A 17,607-nucleotide genomic window follows, 5' to 3' on the forward strand; every position below is an offset into this window, starting at 1 on the left:
AGTTTTCTCTCACCTAGGCATGACCTAGTATCTTCCGATAAATCCTGGCTAGGTGAGGTTTGCAACGTATGTAAATAAACATCATCACGCTGCAAACCCATTGACGCAGACGGCCTGTTACGGCAACAAAGGCAGACCCAGTTCCTTCAGGTACTCGTTGTGCCGCTGCTTGGCTTCAGTGATCTTGCCCTCGATGGCTAGCAGATTGGCGTGCACAGCGGCAAGATCGATCTCCTCTTCAGACTCGACCGTGCTCACATAGCGCGATATGTTGAGGTTGAAATCGTTCTTCTCGATTTCTTCCATGCTCACCCGCCGCGAGTAGCGAGTCTCTTCCCTGCGGAACTGGTAGGTATCGATGATTTTTTCGATATGCCCGATATCCCCGGTAGGCATCTCGTCTGTTCTTAGCAACTGGCTTTGCCGCTTGTCTTTTTCATAGTGTTCTGCCGCGTTGATGAACAACACGTCGCTGGGCTTCTTGCACTTTTTCAACACCAGGATACAGACCGGGATACCGGTGGAGAAGAACAGGTTGGCTGGCAGGCCGATCACCGTGTCGATGTTGCCATCTTTGAGCAGCTTGGTACGAATGCGCGCCTCGGCCCCACCACGGAACAGTACGCCGTGGGGCAGAATGATGGCCATCACGCCATCTTGCTTGAGGAAGTGGAAGCCATGGAGCAGGAAGGCAAAGTCAGCGGCCGACTTCGGCGCCAAGCCATAGTTTTTGAAGCGAGCGTCCTGACCAAGCGCCTCATTTGGTTCCCAGCGGTAACTGAATGGCGGATTGGCAACCACCGCGTCGAACCTAGGCATCTTGGCCGGGTTGGTTTCACGCAGCATGTCCCACTCGTTAAGCAGGGTATCACCATGGAAAATCTCAAATTCTGAATCCTTCACCCCGTGCAACAGCATGTTCATGCGCGCTAAGTTGTAGGTGGTGATGTTCTTCTCCTGTCCGTGAATCTTGCCAATGCCGTGCGCCCCCATCCGGTGGCGCACATTCAACAGCAAGGAGCCAGAGCCACAAGCGAAGTCCAGCACACTCTCCAGATGCGAGCGCGTGCCCGTAGCGGGCTCCTGACTGTCTAAAGTGACAATGGCTGACAAGATGTCCGAAATACGCTGTGGTGTATAAAACTCACCGGCCTTCTTACCCGATCCTGCCGCGAACTGCCCGATCAGGTATTCATAGGCATCGCCCAACGTGTCGCTGTCGGTGCTGAATTGCATCAATCCTTCGGCAATTTTGCTGATTATTTTGCCCAACTGGGCGTTCCGCTCAGTGTAGGTTTTACCCAGCTTGTCAGAGGCAAGATTGACCTCCGAGAAGAGACCCCGAAAGGTACTCGCGAAGGATTCGTTTTCAATGTATTTAAAACCCGCTTGCAGTGTTTCCAACAGACCAATGTCTTGGGTACGGGCAAGTTCAGAAATACAGCTCCACAGATAGTCAGGATGAATTACATAATGCACCTTACGGCGCATCTGTTTTTCAAACTCTTTTGCATCATTAGCGTTTTGTTCATACCAAATCGCCAATGGCGTACGATGATCATCTTGCTCTAGTGTTGGATAGTCCGGCCCCAGTTCTTTCTGCGCAGCAGCTTCATAGTTGTCAGATAAATAGCGTAGGAACAAGAAAGCCAACATATAGTCACGAAAGTCGTCCGCATTCATTGCGCCACGCAACTGATCCGCGATGGCCCAGAGGATTTTGCCCAGTTTTTGTTTTTCGAGATCGGTCATGGTGTACCTGTTGTTTCAGCCTCAGTACTCTGAGGTAGCAAATCTGGATTAAAGGGGTAGCGATTCAGGAACGCATCCAGAATCTTTTTGAAGTAGGCCTTGTTCTCTTCCAGCATCGGCAGGGGCTCGAACAATGAATAGTTACCATGGCTTAAGATGTTGATGAGGCGCGCATGTAGCACGCCGTCCGGATCGTCAGCATCATCCGTTGGGATGCAGGCAGAAAAATTAGAGAAACCGTGAAAGCTCGCTGATTTCTCCAGTACAGAGCGCAGCATATTAAAGTGATAGGTGTACAACTCCCCAGACTGCTCGGCCTTGTACAGCTCGGTCAGCACGGCCACATGGTGGAAGAACGGCGTTGCCCCGGTGTAAGCCAATGAATAGGAGCCATCAGTCTTGGTTCGCGACAGGAAATGTCCCGACACTTTCTTCGACTTATGCGCCTCCAGTTCGTTGTGCATCACGTTGAAAAACAAAGGATGATGAGATGAGATCACCACTTTCAGCCGGTTTCCCGCCTTGTTCAACACTTGTGCCAAGTGACTGCCCACGGTAATAGCATTGTGTTCGTCAAGCGATGAAATGGGATCGTCGATATAGAGGTACTTCACCCATTGATAAGCCTCAATGTCCGGGTCCATCGCCAGTTCGAGCACAGCCAGAAAGAAGCACCAGATGAAGATGTTTTCTTCGCCCCGTGATACCTTGATGTTGTCGACGATCTGCCCGTCCACCAAGCGCGAGAAACGCACGGTCCACTCAGGCCCCTGCGTGTCGATGCGAAAATCGAAGTCTGCATAACGCCGTAACAACGGACGGATGCGGTTGTCCATTTCCAACTCGAACAGGCCAAAGAAAAAACGTGAGTCCTTGTTGAGCAGCAAGCGGCGATCCGCATCACCTTCTAGATCATTGTTCCAGTGAAACATGTCTTCGGTGAATGCGTTGAAGTACAAGGTATCGCCAATCGTTTCAGTAATTGTGAGCTGCTGTCCGACATGATCACCAACTGAAAAAGGACGCTGAATCGTGCTCTTGCCCGCGTCCTTGAAAGCCATTGACAGCCGCGTCTTACCGGTGCCGTTGTAGGCGTAGAGCAGAACTGCTTTCTTGCTTTCCAATTCGTCGCGCAGATGGGCAGCCAGCGCCGGAAGATCTGCGAAGGTTCGTCCTGATCTCATGCCGACACCTCATAGAGTCTAGGGAAAAGTCGCTGCATCAGACCCTTCTTGTGGATTTTCAGAGCCTCGATTTTCTGAGTTTGTTCGATGATAAAATTATCAAGGGAGATGAGGCAGGTGATAATCGTCCGTTGCTCTGCGGGGTTCGATGGATAGGAAAATGAAATCACACGAATCAGTCCTTGGCTTAGATTCTCCTGCCCACCGCTGTTGCTCAACAGTCGCAGCTCCTCGTATCGATCTGCCAAATTTAAAAATACGAAGTATGGATCGATTTCCTTTCGAGGAAGGATAGCCGCACATGCCTGATTGGTCGCAGCTTCAATACCCAGTAGTGCCACCTGGCCACGGGTTTTTCCTTGCCCATACATCGCAATCAGAACCGTCCCTTGGGGGAATCGTTTTGCTGAAGAATTTTTCAGACCTTCTTCGCTGATGAACTCATCGGCATTGGTGATGATGCGGAAGTCCACCAACGAGGTTGTGATCCAAGGAATATCACCATCCCAATATTCTTTTACGGAACGACTAGGGGTACCGCCGGAAGTAGTTTCAAAAATATTCCCTAGGAAATCAGATTTCCACTCCTCCTCATCCCGAAACTCCGGAAACCGAAACTGTGGTATGGTTTCCCTTTTGCGAGGGAAAATTTTTCGCATCAGGCCCTTTTTGTTAATCTTGAGGACATCCAGTTTCAGGCTTTCCGCCGCGATCAAATCATCGAGGGATGATAAGCAGTCGGCGATTTTTTGTTGCTCTGCATGACCTGGCGTTGGAATTCTAACGCCCCAAAAGGCATTTTTGCTGATATTTAGAAGCCCATTACTTCTCGCGCCGCTTGTAATGTACTTTCTAAGTTGAGTGCCATGAGCATTACCCTCAAAACACTGGCGATAAAAACCATTCTCATATCCATTTTTTAGGCGAAAACAGATAAAAACATTGGGCGCTGCGACTTCGCCCCAGCCTTGAAGGTCGTACACACAGCCTTGTGGAAATTTGAGAGAGTTTCCTTTGTTATAAACAAAGTCACCATCCCGAACCACGGTATATAGCTTGTATTGATTTCCGGAGATATCTCGTCCGAACTTCTCGGCTTGTGGCACAAACCCAATTCCTGCTGAGATACTTACTGGAGTTAGTTGTCGCTCCCCAACTCGTTCTTCAACGGGTTCGGAAATTTCTCCCAAGGTAGGACTCCCCCATTCTCCAGCATCTTGAAATTCCGGAAACCTCAGCCGTGGTACCAGCGGACGCTTATCATTTCCACTCATGCGGCTTACTCCTGAGGCCATGCAAAGATGGCTTTGAACAGATTACCTGCTCGATATTGCAGACAGGCGCGCGGTATAAGAACTTGGTTATACTCATCATCGGCCCTCCTCATAAGCAGCCAAACCGGCAATCTCTCGGCCTTGTGCGAGCTTGTGTAGTAGTGGTGTCAGCTCTTCCATTAGCGCCAGTTCCTTTTGCGTACGAGCCTTCCAGCCCAGATTCAACGGCACCATCAATTCGGAAAGACGCTCGCCGTCGAAGATACGGCGGCGCAGGATTTCATCGACAAAACCTTGTAGGGCAGAAGGTTCAAGCCCATGGCGGTTGGCAATGTTAATGAGTTCCCGAGCCTTTTTCTCTGCCTTGAAGCGATCAAATCCGGCGCGGATTTGCTTTTCGTTCAAGGCTTCATTGACCGGCAGGCCACGGATGTAATCAGCAATGTCCTCGCGCTCGTCTATAAACTTGGCATCGGATTGGATCAAGCCAATGAGCTGATCCCGGTTCAGGGTGAGTTTGCCAGGCTTCTGCTGTGTCAACTTCGCAATGAGGCCCATGATGTAGTCGTAGTCGATCACCGCCGACGCGAAGAGCACAAACTCGAAATCAAGCTGCTGCACTTCGGACGGGGCTTGGTCTCGGTCTTGTTGATCCTTCAGCCGTTTGGCCGTCTCCAGATACACCCCTTTGAATCCTTGCAGCTGATCAGGCGGCGTAATCTGAGTGATTAGTGCTTTCTGTTCTTCAGAAAGGTCAGTGTACTGATCGAGCTGGGTCTTGAGACGCTGCACTTCCTTGAACAGGTTGACGAACTGCGCCCGAGCGGCATCGCCCTTCAAGTTGGCAACCTCTTCCGGTGCATTGGGCACACCTTGCGAGTGCATGAATTCGGCCAGCTTCTGAGTGGCCGTCTGCAAGCAGTCGATCACCTTGGGAGCTGGGTCTACTAGCCAGATTTCGCGCGGGTTATCGATTTTCTCGCCGGAAAAGAGTGCAATCGCTTCTTCCACCGGTTTTTGTTGCTGGCGGAAATCGAGGATGTTGCCGTAGGGCTTGCTGTCGTTGAGGACGCGGTTGGTGCGCGAGAACGCCTGGATCAGACCGTGGTGCTTAAGGTTCTTGTCCACGTACAGAGTGTTAAGGTACTTGGAGTCGAAACCGGTGAGCAGCATGTCCACCACAATGGTGATGTCGATTTTTTGCTCGGCAGGCAGATCGGTATTGGGGTATTGCTGGTCCTTGATGCGCTTCTGCACGTCCTGATAGTACAGGTCGAACTCACCGATACGGTGGTTGGTACCGAAGCGGGCGTTGTAGTCAGTAATGAGGCGGTTGAGCGCCACTTTCTTGCCCTCCGGGTCCTGCTGGTTGTCTTCTTTTTCTTGCGGCAGGTCTTCCTGTATCTGCTGCACGTCCTTGTTGCCCTCGGCTGGCGGGGAAAACACGCAAGCAATGTTCAGCAATCGGAATTCGGGGTTTTGCTCCGCTAGTTGCTTCTGAATGTTGGCAAACAGACCGAAGTACTCGATGGCATCATTGATGCTGGCGGTCGCCAGAACGGTATTGAACTTGCGCCCATTGGTGGCAGCATCGTGCTTCGCCAGAATGGTCTCGATGACCTTCTGCTTGGCCAACCCTTCGCCAGGCTTGGGTGGGTTCTTGCCCTCAGGCTTGAAGTAATCCACGTGGAAGCGCAGGACGTTGCGGTCTTCAATGGCGTGGGTGATGGTGTACTGGTGCAGGCAACGCTGGAACAAGTCGTCAGTAGTGCGATAGCTGGCCTGCTGTCCTTCGATCTGCTGATAGCTGGCATTATGCTCGAAGATCGGCGTGCCGGTGAAGCCAAAGAGTTGAGCGTTGGGGAAGAACTCTTTGATGGCTTTGTGGTTCTCGCCAAATTGCGATCGGTGGCATTCGTCAAAGATGAACACCATGCGCTGGTTGCGTAGCGGCTTCAGGCGCTCTTTGTAATTGCGCTTGTTGGTGCCATCCAGCGCCAGACCTAGCTTCTGAATGGTAGTGACAATGACCTTATCGGCATACTCATCTGACAGTAGCCGACGTACCAGAGTTTCGGTGTTGGTATTTTCCTCGACACAGCCTTCCTGGAAGCGGTTGAATTCCTCGCGGGTTTGGCGATCCAAATCTTTGCGGTCCACAACGAACAGACACTTGTCGATATCCGGATTGTCCTTAAGCAAGGTGGACGCCTTGAACGAAGTCAGCGTCTTGCCTGAGCCTGTAGTGTGCCAAATGTAGCCATTACCACAGTTCTGGTGGATGCAATCCACAATGGCCTTGACGGCATAGATCTGGTATGGCCGCATCATCATCAGTTTCTGCTCGCTGGCCACCAAAACCATGTAGCGGCTGATCATCTGGCCTAAAGTGCACTTGGCCAGGAACTTCTCAGCGAAGCTGTCGAGTTGTGTGATTTTCTTATTGTCGTCGCTGGCGAACTGGTAGACAGGCAGGAAGCGCTCATCAGCGTTGAAGCTGAAGTGTCGTGCGTTATTGTTGGCGAAATACCAGGTATCAGTGCGATTACTGACAATGAAGAGTTGCAGGAAGCACAATAGCGTTTTGCCGTAGCCGTTACCGGGCTCAGCCTTGTAGTCGACGATCTGCTGCATAGCTCGACGCGGGCTGACAGTCAGGGTCTTCAGCTCAATTTGCACCACTGGCACACCGTTGATAAGCAACATCACGTCATATCGGTGATGACTGTTTTCGGTGTTTATGCGTAGCTGATTGATAACTTCAAAATCGTTTTTGCACCAATCTCTGATGTTCACCAAGCTGTAGTTTAGCGGCGTGCCGTCATCACGCTCGAAGCTGTTCATGTTGCGCAACGTTTGGGCGGAGTTGTAGACATCTGGGGTGATGATGCTATCTAACAAACGTTGGAACTCGCTGTCGGTCAGGTGGACTCGGTTGAGCGCCTCGAACTTGACGCGGAAGTTCGCTTCCAGCGAGGAGCGATCTCGAATGTCTGGGCGGTAGGTGTACTTGAGGTCGCCAAGCTTGGCGATTAGATCGATTTCGATTTGTTGTTCTGATGTCATCATGAATCTTGCCCCAAAAAACCGAAGGGCTTGTTATGGCCGCTGCTCGGACTGATAAAAGCGGTGCTGTTCATGTGTGCTGGCCTCCAGGCTCACTGGCATCTTCGTCAGCCCCACCTGCACGCACCCACACATCCACTTCGGACAACTGAAATTTCCACAACCGCCCTACGCGATGCGCGGGAAGTCCTTTACGCTCCCTCCAGCGATAAACGGTGTCCTTGGCGACACCAAGATGCTGGGCAACGAGTTCAGCGGTAACCCATGGCTCTGTATTCATGTCGATTTCACTCTAATGTAATATGCTAGAGTCGTTTAAAGTCGTTTTGATTTTATCATGGGTATTTCTCGAATGCATTTTGCTTGCGCTTCTATTCTGCTGTTACTGACACCTAACTTTTTACTGACCACATCCGGTTCTTATGTCCCATCTCTGGCTATAGGATTCGTGTCATTCATTCGCTTGGCGAGTGAGCAAAACGCTGAATTCTGATGCTTAGTCCGTTCAGGATTGAATCCGAAATCTGGGTGGGAAATGTGGCGGGTAGCTGCGCACGAACTCTCGATATCACCGCATCCAGATGGCCGGTGAACTCTCCGATAATCCGTTCCATCTGTGCCTGCTCAAAGCCAACGGCCTTGGCCGTCTGGTAGAAATGGCGGGGAAATATCTGCTCTATCGCGTATTTTTTGCCCTTGGTGGCGGTAAGTCCCATGGCCAGCCTGGCATCACGAGGATGCAACCCTTTACCATCAAAAACGGGGTACATAGAGAGGATGTCGTAAAACGGTGTTAGCCGGAAGCGCCCCTCTGACTCGATAAACACCGAAAAATTTTTGGCATGGCCATCGGTGGCGGCCAGTAACCAGAATAGCACCTGAGACTTCATAAACAGGTAACGATCTTGCTCTGGCGTGACAGACCCCAGCAGGGTTGCCATGATGTCAGCAATACCTGGTCCACCATGGCTCTCGTACTTCCGTGCTGACGGTACATTCAGCACCTGACAGAAGTCTTCCTGGGGCAGCCGCATGATCCAGCTGCGATCAAAGGCGTAGCGTCGATCGAAGCGTTCCACTGCCAGAGCCTTGACCTTGCCCTCTTGCATAATGAAACAATGGGGGACGGGAAGACCAAACTCTTTGGCAATCAGGGTACAGAGATACTCGTTCTCCACGCTCTGGGAGAGATCTATCGAATAGGTGTGGCTCTGGATCTTGCCGATGGGTAACTTGATGATGTGGGTGGTTGGGGTCGCCGCGCTCGGTAAGCACCAGCGGTTGTTTAAATAGAGCAGCGCGGTCTTTTCCTGGGCCCCGCTGATGGAAATCCGGAAATTATCCACTTCCCTGATCATCCCAAGAGGGATCCCTTGCTGGTAACTGGTCAGGATCTGCTCCAGTTCAGCATCAGAGAGCGGCTTGTACTCGATACGCCTGACGTCTGGCACTGCCCCCTCCTGAGCCACCAGTTGCAATGCCCCCACACAGTCCTGACCAATGCAACTAAGTAGGTCAAAAGGCTGGATTGAGTCGGCTTGATAACGAGCCACCACACGGTTTCTCACTTCTGAATTATCCGGCAACAAGTTGCCGAAAAAGTTATAGGCCTCATCGCCTCGATAGCACTGCTGCCGTAACGGCATAGAGTGAGAGATCGGGCGACTACCAGGCAGTTTCACCCAAGACTCATCGTACTGAAATTGGTGGGCACCACTGGTTGTCTTTGTAAAGGTACCCACCCGGTAGCCATTCATGTAGACCCACAGTCTGGCCATTACCACTCCTCTTTCCAGCCTGACGAAGGGCTATCCGGTGGATCGGTGCGAGGTTTGATATCGAGGGATAGTTCCAACGCGGCGAGGATCTTGAACAAGGTATCCAGCTTGGTTGACTCGGGATTGATCTCAAAACTGGAAACTGTGTCTTGCCTGAGCCCCACTTTGTTAGCCACTTTGCCTTGGGAAAGCTTTTGTAAACGCCTAGCATCCTTGAGACAGGCGCTAAGCTGCTTGGCACTGGTTACTTTCATGATTCGGCATACACGGTTGCTGACATCTTTTCAATTTACACGCCACAACAGGTAAACACAAATTTACACGCTATAGGCAGTAAATATGTTCTATCCCCCATAACAGATACTGACTCCGATAGATGTAGCTGATGTTGTGCCAGAAACATCACGTTTAGCATCTACTCATCCATCAGGAACAAGCCCCGTGTTTTGATCGCCTTGGACAGCAGTTGTAAATTCGCACTTTGAATCATCGAGCAATACAGCTATGCTTTACCTGCTGCCCTAGGTTTAGTCCTCTCCCAACCACCATACTGGTGATGACACTAGGTTCGTTCTAGCTTTGTTATACAAAACCACACTGCTATTTCCCATATTTATTTGAGCCAACACCCCGGTAAATTTGGTAACTCCCTTGTGGGTCCAGCCAATAAATTCGACGTTATCTAAATTTACCGACGGGCTTCATTGGCTCGGGTAAAGCAGAGTCTAGCCAGACAGGATCGTTCAGATATAACCAAAAGAACGCTGCATTACACTGAACTTTGCAATCCTTTCGGTGCGCTCTAGGATGCAATTTTAGATATTTAGTAATCTCAAGCCGACAGCGTCGACGCTTGGATTCCCAATGACAACGCTTGCGATGTTTGACAAGTCCAGGCTGGCTAGATATAACCTGCTCTACTGAGCCAATACCGACACCGCACCGCTCCGATATCGCCTTTCTGTGCATCCCCGCGTAGGCTAACCCGATAATCTTTTTTTGACATTCCCCAGTCAGTTTCTTGGGTTTAAGTTTGAGTGGAATATCATTTAGTAGAGCAAGTCGCTTGAGGTAGCAGCGGCTTTTACCGGTAAGGTGATAAATCTCAATCAATGAATATTGTTGTCGAAGAAGTTGTAGACATTGCTGCTCTGTACTAATTCCTCCTTCTAGACTTTCCAAAAACATTGGCTGTAATGATTCTGCACAAATATGCTTGGTAGAAAGCATTTGTTGAGGCTCTTTAAATAGCCAATAGGCAAACAGGAGGTGTCGAAATGGGTGGTGACTGGTATTAAAATCCAAGAGCTGGGATAAGTATCGATAATCATGGGGATGGCGAGGGAATGGAGTATCAGGGCCTGGACGGTAGTATTTTATATCAACACAGAATTCCTCCATTAAAGTTTTACGCCTTACTCGATGCTGCATTGTAATAAACCCCAACTCAGACAGCTTCGAGCGGTATGTTAATGCAGTGTCAACACGAGGGATTCCGCCCGTGATCACTTGAAGAAGTTTGAAACCAAACCTGGCTACCTGAACCTCAACATCAAAAGCGGCTCGTGGCTGGTCGATAATAGTGGGGAGTAATTCTGCAATTATCCTCTGTCTCCTAACCAGCTCCAGTGTCTCCAAGAGTACGGGATGAAATACACAAGCCGTTACGCCAGGGATCTGGTGTGACCGGTGCCAATAGGCAACACCGTACTGACGCAAATCTTGTTGAGCACACACCGGGCACCATTTTAAGCAAAGCGAATTGCCGCAGCCAAATAAAGACAACTGGCTTGCTCGATGTGCCTCTGCGCCATCACCGACCAGCATGGAACGCTTAAGCCTATCAGCATAATTCGGGAGGAAAAAAAGAAACAACGGGGCCAGCGTTTGCTGAAACAACATTACTTCAGCACTTTCAAGACCCCATCTGGCCAACTGCTCAAGCCTCGCAGTCAGAAAGGGATGAATGGATACCTTTCTTGATCCAAAGGCCCTGCAAGCAACGTTATCCCCTTTATCACTTGAAACTGTAACATAGCGAATCAAGCGACTTAATAGTAATTCATCGGGTAGGCTTACGGGCAATTTCATGTGGTACGCCCTTAGTATTTTTACGCAAATACATTCAGCGGGTGTTCGCAGAAAATGCCTTCTTGCCGCAACAATTCCAGAGGCTTATCCTCAGCCGCAGCATGCTGCATTAGATCTGGATTACTGATTCGCTCAAAAAGATCATCCGCTGTTTGCAATATGGTAAGCGCATCGACAAACTCAGGATGGTGAGGTCTGCTCAGATCACCAGGTATTGATTGAAGCACTCCTTCAATAGCAACCAATTCCGTTATTTGTGTACGACCCATACCTGCGCTGGCCGGAAGTGAAGCAGTGCTCCTCTTTCTTTTCAATGCAGTAATTGAGCATTCTCGCCTGATTTCATCGGTAACTGCCTTGGATGCCTTGATAGCAATACTCGCGGCATGTTCAAGCAACTCTCCTGTGATGCGTTCATCGCCACAACCTATGATATAACGCTGTGCTTCACGGAAGATGCGAACGGCCAGATCCATGTTGCCAACAGATAGCTCATAAAGCTTGTCATTCAACTCTCCAGTTAATGGAGTCTTTACGTTGGTCCATTGAAGCCCCCATAACTCCTCTATAAACAGTTCCCATACACTGTCATTCTCCATCAGTACGACATCGAAGTAACCATTACTTTCTGCCCGCCGTGCCGCTTTAAGAGTTCTACTGAGCAACAGATTGAATGGTGGGTTGGCACAGAACAGGATAGGAATACCGAGATTGTTAACCAGATTGTGGATGAAACCTAGCAAACGGTCGGCACCACCGGTTTTTGCCAGATTCAGATTCTGCATCTCATCAATAACCAAGATCCCTAAAAAGCTGGATTTGATACGAGCTTCGATTTGGTCTAGCAGAAGAGGGATTGTTCCGGCTCGCTTAGTCGGCTCAAAGCCAAGCTTGAAATCCAACTCGGACAGAATCTTGTGGCACAAAGCTCTAACACTGGAGTCATCAGGGCAATCAACTTTGATCCATACCACTTGGCGTAATGGCATAGAATGATTTTTATATTGCGAGTGCTCAATAGTGTCGGGGAAACATCCTAATATCTGTTCGAGCATACAGGTTTTTCCAACACCACTTTCACCTATTACCGTAATCCCACATCCTTTTGGCTTGAAATACCCAGTTCTTGGTTCAATATTTGGACGACGATCTATTGGATAGTGAAGGTAATTCATCGTCGTCGGTGAAAGCGGATTCTTGACCGAATAACCTTCCTTTATTGCCATTTCCACCGCTCTAAAACAATCCAGATAAATGGGTAATGGTTGCCGTAGATCTTTCAGTCTCGTCAGATACTCAACTCGTTCGAAGGGAGCTAGTTGAGTTTCATCAAAAGAGTGCGGCGGATAAAAACCGAGTTTCTCTACAAGCTCCTCATCGGTATGCTTCGCTGGTAGCGCCTCAATTAGCGGGTTGCCTTGATGCTCGGGGAGAATCGTAGGCCGGTACTTTGCTTTCTCAAGTCTCACTATTAGAACTCCGCTCCCTCTTCAGCAATGATACGACCTTGTTGGCTTTATCAGCAGTTAATCTATCAACTGATGACTGACTTTCTGAAGGCTCCGCATAGCTACTATCATCGCTGGAAATTCTAGCTTCTATTATGGCTTCTCGTCGATGTTCCTTTATACCAAGTTTTTTTTCTGCCTTCTTTTTTAGAGTAGGCTCTTTTTTAAGCTCTTCCGTAGCATTCGCCGTGATGGTTTTTCTTCGATTGTGCCTCTCAATGGATTTACTCGTTGGTTTAGAACGTTTTTTAGCAACCTTTTTCCAATCCTCAAAATACAGTACATCTGCTATATGACGTTCGTCAAAATTAGACGAGCGCGACATCAGTGTACAGCGAGTAAAACCTTCACTTGGGCGAAGACGTACATAGATAAAGGAGGCGTTATCTTGGTCAATCCTGGCCTCCAGTTTCCAGCTCCCATTCGAGCGAGCTATAACCTTCCAATCTTCAAACTCTGCTCGGTCACATTCATAATACATATCATCATTAAGGCGGATTCCTTTACTGGTCATAGAAACCAGCTCAACGGGAAGCAGTCGGGCTCTGATATCTGCTTCATCCGCTTTATTTAATGCATGGCGGTGTCTTTTTAGATGTGTATTCCAGTAGTTCAGTGGCGTAGGGGAAAGCCCTGACTCCACTAACAGAGGTGTTTGGCCAGCCAGTCCATCAAAAATAGAGCTGTTGTGCTCTAAAACTTGGTCAATGAGAAGCTTGGTTACCTCAGAAAGAGTCAAAGTGGCGTCCAGCCTAGGATCCCGGTCTCCACGAATATAATGGCGCCCTCTTGTCGTCCCCATCAACTCATGGACAAGCTTTTCGTTCAGAATCTGGAATCGGTGCTCGACAATACCTTTCAAATCTGCGCGGTATGGAGGAGCGATGCTCAGATGCCCTATCAATGGGACAGCAAGCTCTTCCGGCTTATTACAGATGAATTCCCCTCGGTCACACAGGAGGCGCTGGGGAATGTGGTGACAGGGCCATTCCGATTCTTCAATTTCGATACCAAAACGAGCACAATAAGCTTTCTTTGAAGTAAAACTATTCACCAGTGCCTGCCTTCCTGCTCGCCAAGAAGCATACTCCATGGATACATGAAGACCGACTATCATTCGGCTCTCTTTATCCACCAGACAGTAAACTGTAGGACGCCCAAGCACATGGTTGCGGTTAAACTCTGAAACTACATGGACATCAAGAACTGTCGCATCCAGCTCAAAGCAACTACCAGGCACTTCCGTATGATCCGTGGCCGCTCCTCGAAGACCTCTCCTGTTTCGTTTAAAGTCCCCAGCCGTCGTTTGCTTACGGATCAACTCGGCTTCAGGAATCAGCTTTTTAATCCAATAGCGAAATGACCTAAGGCTAGGGATCTCAGGATCTCGATTTTCTTTTTCGGCTGCTTGGAGCTCATCAACATAGAACTCTTTAAGCATTTGTTCATATACACGATTTAGAGAGACCTTCCTTCCCTTCAGTCCATACTTTTTCATGCCTAAAAGAAAATTAGCCTTATCTTCTTCCGTTGTGTTCATTCCCAAAGGAACCACCATACTGGGTGTCGAGAGTTGAATCGGTGCTCCTCGTTTCGCTTTACCGGACAACCGGGGTTTACCTAAGCCACCACAGTGTTTATATGCTGGCAGTAGTGCATTAATTTCCTGACCGTATCGCCAGAATTGATTTAGCGAACGATAGATTTTTTGGACATAGACACCTCGTTCCTTGGCATGATTAGCTACGATCTTACTACGCTGACTTAATACTACATCATGCAAAAATTCTGGATTACTGATCAAATCATGTATCAACTCGAAGCGCTCATTCCGCTTATCCCGGTGAGCAGGGGAGATATCTTCCTCAGATATTAGTTGGTAAAAAGGTATTGAATAGCCAGATGTTTTGCTGTTTCCACATTTTGCAGACTCTAAAAATATGGAAAACTCTACTGGAACTGGTTTCTCCAGACCACTTCCATCATGCAACCGAAAAAGAATCAAGAGGTCATTATTTGCATCATGTTCAAGAACTCTGTACGTATCGTCCTTAATGCCATCAATTCCAGTGACCTGCCACACACTGTTACGCTCAACTTGCATGATTCCGCACCACTTTAAAATCTTGAACTTTGACGATATTCAAGATACCGGTATCAGCTATAGGCTTATTGAGATCAACATAAACCATCTTGGTCGCAATCAAGGTTTTTAACAGGACTAAAGCATCGTCATGCTCAATTTCAAATTCTCGAACGAATTCATCGCATATCTCCTCTGTTAACATGGTTCCTGGAGAGATGAGTGATAAGGCACTTTCGATTAAGTCAGTTGGAAATTTTCGGCCTTGCCGAACAGGAGCCGTTACCCATTGAATATTTTTTGACTGGATTTGATTTTGTTTGGTCATTACGAATAGATGGTACGGAACTCCCTGCAACTGCCACCAGTTACGCTCGATATCCAGTTTCTCCGCAACCCTTTTATCGGTCAGCTTCGCTGCCGGTTTAACACTCACAGCTTCATACCAAATTTTAACACCGTCAGTGCGAGTCAAGACAAAGTCTGTGGTCATAACATTCGGCGACTTAGAACCTGGCACTATGGGATGGGTCACCCCAAAAGTTTTGGCAATTTTTACCGATAGGTCTAGAGGTAAAAGTGGGAACTGCTCCCTGATATCTATGACGGAATCGCAAAACTCGGCAATATAGAAAAAGCAACTTTCGTGCTCAGAAAGCATATGATGCTCTCGGTTGATCTTAATGCCCTGAATCTTTCCGCTATTACCCTGAGAGCGAACATCTTGTACCCGAAGCCATGGCTTGTAGCTGTCACCTTCGCCAAGACCGTATTTGTTCCTTAGTGCTCGCTGAAAATCAGCCAGACCTTCTAACTTTCTACCTCGGCTCAAGGAATTTCACTCCAGTACAGAAATCATCATGGAGTATAGATTAGTGTACATACTTTATTGTCACAAATTTTCATTGTGTACAAACTTTATAGCTAATGTACAAACTTTATTGTCACTGCACAGACATCAACAGTACTGCCCAGCCACCCAGCCGGAGGACCAGGCCCACTGGAAGTTGTAGCCACCGAGCCAGCCGGTCACATCCACCACTTCACCGATGAAGTAGAGGCCCGGCACCTTGCGCGCCTCCATGGTCTTGGAGGAGAGCTCGTTGGTATCGACGCCACCCAAAGTCACCTCGGCGGTGCGGTAGCCCTCGGTGCCGTTGGGCAGGATCTGCCAGTCACCCAGTAGATTGGCCACTGCTTCCAGCTCCCGCTCGTTGTACTGGCGCATCGGCTTGCTGACTAACTGGCCCAACTCCAGCAGCTTGTCGACGAAGCGCTTGGGCAGCTCGCGCCCCAGCACGGTTTTCAGCTCCTGCGCCGGATGCGCCTGTGCCCATTCGCGCAGGGCGGCCGGAATATCCAGCTCCGGCAGCAGGTTGATGTGGATCTTCTCACCGGCATGCCAGTAGGAGGAGATCTGCAGGATGACGGGGCCGGAGAGGCCGCGATGGGTGAACAGCATCGCCTCCTTGAAGCGGGTGCCATCCTCGGCGGTCACCGCTACCGGCAGGCTGATGCCCGCCAAATCGGCGAACGCCTCTTTCTCCGCCTGATGGAGGGTAAAGGGCACCAGCCCGGCGCGGGTCGGCAGCACGTTGAGGCCGAACTGTTCCGCCAGCTTGAAGCCGTAGGGGGTAGCCCCCAGCTTGGGCATGGAGAGACCGCCGGTCGCCACCACCAGCGAGTGGCAGCTGATCTCACCCTTGCTGGTGGTCAGCACGAAGCCCTCGTCCTGTTTGCTGACGGTGAGGATCTCGGTCTGGAACTGCAGGGTGACACCGGCCCAGTCGCACTCGGTGAGCAGCACATCGACGATCTCCTTGGCGCTCTCGAGGCAGAACAGCTGTCCCAGTGTGCGTTCGTGATAGTTGACCCCGTGGCGGTCCACCAGATCGATGAAATCCTGCTGGGTGTAGCGGGCCAGCGCCGACTTGCTGAAATGAGGGTTGGCGCAGAGGTAGGCGTGGGCGCCCGCCTGATGGTTGGTGAAGTTGCAGCGGCCACCGCCACTGATGAGGATCTTGCGGCCCGGCTTCTTGGCGTTGTCGAGCACCAGCACAGATCGACCCCGGTAGCCCGCCTGCGCCGCACACATCAGTCCGGCCGCACCGGCCCCAATCACCACCACATCGACCTGCTTCATCATCACTCACTTATCAAAAGAAAAACGGCACCTGGCCAGAACCGCGATTGCCTCTGGCGGAACACAAGGTTGGTTTCGCATCAGAATAAACAACGGCCCTTAAAAGGGCCGTTATTGTACTGGCTGAACACTAAGTGTCCACGACTATCAGGCGTTGCTGTCCATGATGCTGGCAGGGGCGCCCTTGGCCAGTTCGGCCAGCTCCTTGTCGATGAAGTAGAGGCCTTTGCCATCTTCACCCACCAGACCGAGACGGTCGACGATGCTCTTGAACAGCTTCTCCTCTTCATGCTGCTCGGCCACATACCACTGCAGGAAGTTGAAGGTGGAGTAGTCCTGAGTGGTGAAGGCCACGTGGGCCAGCCCATTGATGCACTTGGTGATGTGGTATTCGTGCTCAAGGGTGGAGCGGAACACGTCCCCCAGCGACTTGAACTCATAGGGAGGGGCATCGATGGCACCCAGACGCGGCATGGCACCGGTCTCGCTCACATAGGTGAACAGGCGCTCCATGTGCTGGCGCTCCTCAACCGCGTGCTGACGCAGGAAGGTCGCCGCCCCTTCAAAGCCCTTGTCTTCACACCAGGCACTCATCTGCAGATAGAGATTGGAGGAGTAGAACTCCAGGTTAATCTGCTCGTTCAACTTTTCGATCATGGCTTGGGCCAGCATCTTGTTTCTCCTCAGTGATGTGGTATCGATTGTCGCCACACTCCGGCTGCGAATCA

Annotated in this window: 13 protein-coding genes; all 13 read right to left on the minus strand. The window is 50.0% G+C overall.

The annotated features are described in order from the left end of the window. Positions 1–117: 117 nt before the first annotated feature. Positions 118–1,752, minus strand: coding sequence for a type I restriction-modification system subunit M (locus tag CF137_RS14105; RefSeq protein ID WP_097719165.1), 1,635 nt, complete (start codon positions 1,750–1,752; stop codon positions 118–120). Then, positions 1,749–2,936, minus strand: a complete 1,188-nt coding sequence (locus CF137_RS14110; protein WP_097719164.1) for an AAA family ATPase — start codon at positions 2,934–2,936, stop codon at positions 1,749–1,751. The genes CF137_RS14105 and CF137_RS14110 overlap by 4 nt, the downstream gene beginning before the upstream one ends. Beyond that, on the minus strand, positions 2,933–4,210 hold the full coding sequence (locus tag CF137_RS14115) for a restriction endonuclease subunit S (protein ID WP_201796286.1): 1,278 nt from the start codon (positions 4,208–4,210) through the stop codon (positions 2,933–2,935). The genes CF137_RS14110 and CF137_RS14115 overlap by 4 nt, the downstream gene beginning before the upstream one ends. Positions 4,211–4,306: 96 nt before the next feature. Next, on the minus strand, positions 4,307–7,279 hold the full coding sequence (locus tag CF137_RS14120) for a type I restriction endonuclease subunit R (protein ID WP_139719770.1): 2,973 nt from the start codon (positions 7,277–7,279) through the stop codon (positions 4,307–4,309). Between the two features lie 67 nt (positions 7,280–7,346). Beyond that, positions 7,347–7,556 carry a helix-turn-helix domain-containing protein gene (locus CF137_RS14125; RefSeq protein ID WP_097719161.1) on the minus strand — a complete coding sequence of 70 codons (210 nt, stop codon included), beginning with the start codon at positions 7,554–7,556 and terminating at the stop codon, positions 7,347–7,349. A 175-nt stretch (positions 7,557–7,731) separates the two neighbouring features. After that, positions 7,732–9,054 (minus strand): type II toxin-antitoxin system HipA family toxin, encoded by a 1,323-nt coding sequence (locus tag CF137_RS14130; RefSeq protein ID WP_139719772.1) that lies wholly within the window; start codon positions 9,052–9,054, stop codon positions 7,732–7,734. Then, positions 9,054–9,308 (minus strand): helix-turn-helix domain-containing protein, encoded by a 255-nt coding sequence (locus CF137_RS14135; protein ID WP_097719159.1) that lies wholly within the window; start codon positions 9,306–9,308, stop codon positions 9,054–9,056. Before CF137_RS14135 ends, CF137_RS14130 begins: the two co-directional genes overlap by 1 nt. A 424-nt stretch (positions 9,309–9,732) precedes the next feature. Next, positions 9,733–11,145 (minus strand): TnsD family Tn7-like transposition protein, encoded by a 1,413-nt coding sequence (locus CF137_RS14140; protein WP_097719158.1) that lies wholly within the window; start codon positions 11,143–11,145, stop codon positions 9,733–9,735. Between the two features lie 20 nt (positions 11,146–11,165). Beyond that, positions 11,166–12,614, minus strand: a complete 1,449-nt coding sequence (locus CF137_RS14145; protein WP_097719157.1) for an ATP-binding protein — start codon at positions 12,612–12,614, stop codon at positions 11,166–11,168. After that, a complete protein-coding gene (locus CF137_RS14150) occupies positions 12,604–14,757 on the minus strand; it encodes a DDE-type integrase/transposase/recombinase (RefSeq protein WP_097719156.1) in 2,154 nt (717 codons plus the stop codon). The genes CF137_RS14145 and CF137_RS14150 overlap by 11 nt, the downstream gene beginning before the upstream one ends. Next, positions 14,747–15,568: a TnsA endonuclease N-terminal domain-containing protein gene (locus CF137_RS14155; RefSeq protein ID WP_097719155.1), complete on the minus strand. Its 822-nt coding sequence runs from the start codon at positions 15,566–15,568 to the stop codon at positions 14,747–14,749. Before CF137_RS14155 ends, CF137_RS14150 begins: the two co-directional genes overlap by 11 nt. A 126-nt stretch (positions 15,569–15,694) precedes the next feature. Continuing rightward, the gene (locus CF137_RS14160; protein ID WP_162511986.1) at positions 15,695–16,879 is read right to left on the minus strand and encodes a BaiN/RdsA family NAD(P)/FAD-dependent oxidoreductase; all 1,185 of its coding nucleotides are present in this window, start codon (positions 16,877–16,879) and stop codon (positions 15,695–15,697) included. Positions 16,880–17,026: 147 nt separating this feature from the next. Then, positions 17,027–17,551, minus strand: a complete 525-nt coding sequence (gene ftnA, locus CF137_RS14165) for a non-heme ferritin (protein WP_042023001.1) — start codon at positions 17,549–17,551, stop codon at positions 17,027–17,029. Positions 17,552–17,607 lie beyond the last annotated feature (56 nt).

Source organism: Aeromonas sobria, from assembly GCF_006243315.1.
Taxonomy (GTDB): domain Bacteria; phylum Pseudomonadota; class Gammaproteobacteria; order Enterobacterales; family Aeromonadaceae; genus Aeromonas; species Aeromonas sobria_A.

Bases quoted from the DNA above. Each gene is read 5' to 3' on its own strand.
- CF137_RS14105 (WP_097719165.1), bottom strand. From the start codon at position 1,752: ATGACCGATCTCGAAAAACAAAAACTGGGCAAAATCCTCTGGGCCATC.
- CF137_RS14110 (WP_097719164.1), bottom strand. From the start codon at position 2,936: ATGAGATCAGGACGAACCTTCGCAGATCTTCCGGCGCTGGCTGCCCAT.
- CF137_RS14115 (WP_201796286.1), bottom strand. From the start codon at position 4,210: ATGAGTGGAAATGATAAGCGTCCGCTGGTACCACGGCTGAGGTTTCCG.
- CF137_RS14120 (WP_139719770.1), bottom strand. From the start codon at position 7,279: ATGATGACATCAGAACAACAAATCGAAATCGATCTAATCGCCAAGCTT.
- CF137_RS14125 (WP_097719161.1), bottom strand. From the start codon at position 7,556: ATGAATACAGAGCCATGGGTTACCGCTGAACTCGTTGCCCAGCATCTT.
- CF137_RS14130 (WP_139719772.1), bottom strand. From the start codon at position 9,054: ATGGCCAGACTGTGGGTCTACATGAATGGCTACCGGGTGGGTACCTTT.
- CF137_RS14135 (WP_097719159.1), bottom strand. From the start codon at position 9,308: ATGAAAGTAACCAGTGCCAAGCAGCTTAGCGCCTGTCTCAAGGATGCT.
- CF137_RS14140 (WP_097719158.1), bottom strand. From the start codon at position 11,145: ATGAAATTGCCCGTAAGCCTACCCGATGAATTACTATTAAGTCGCTTG.
- CF137_RS14150 (WP_097719156.1), bottom strand. From the start codon at position 14,757: ATGCAAGTTGAGCGTAACAGTGTGTGGCAGGTCACTGGAATTGATGGC.
- CF137_RS14160 (WP_162511986.1), bottom strand. From the start codon at position 16,879: ATGAAGCAGGTCGATGTGGTGGTGATTGGGGCCGGTGCGGCCGGACTG.
- ftnA (WP_042023001.1), bottom strand. From the start codon at position 17,551: ATGCTGGCCCAAGCCATGATCGAAAAGTTGAACGAGCAGATTAACCTG.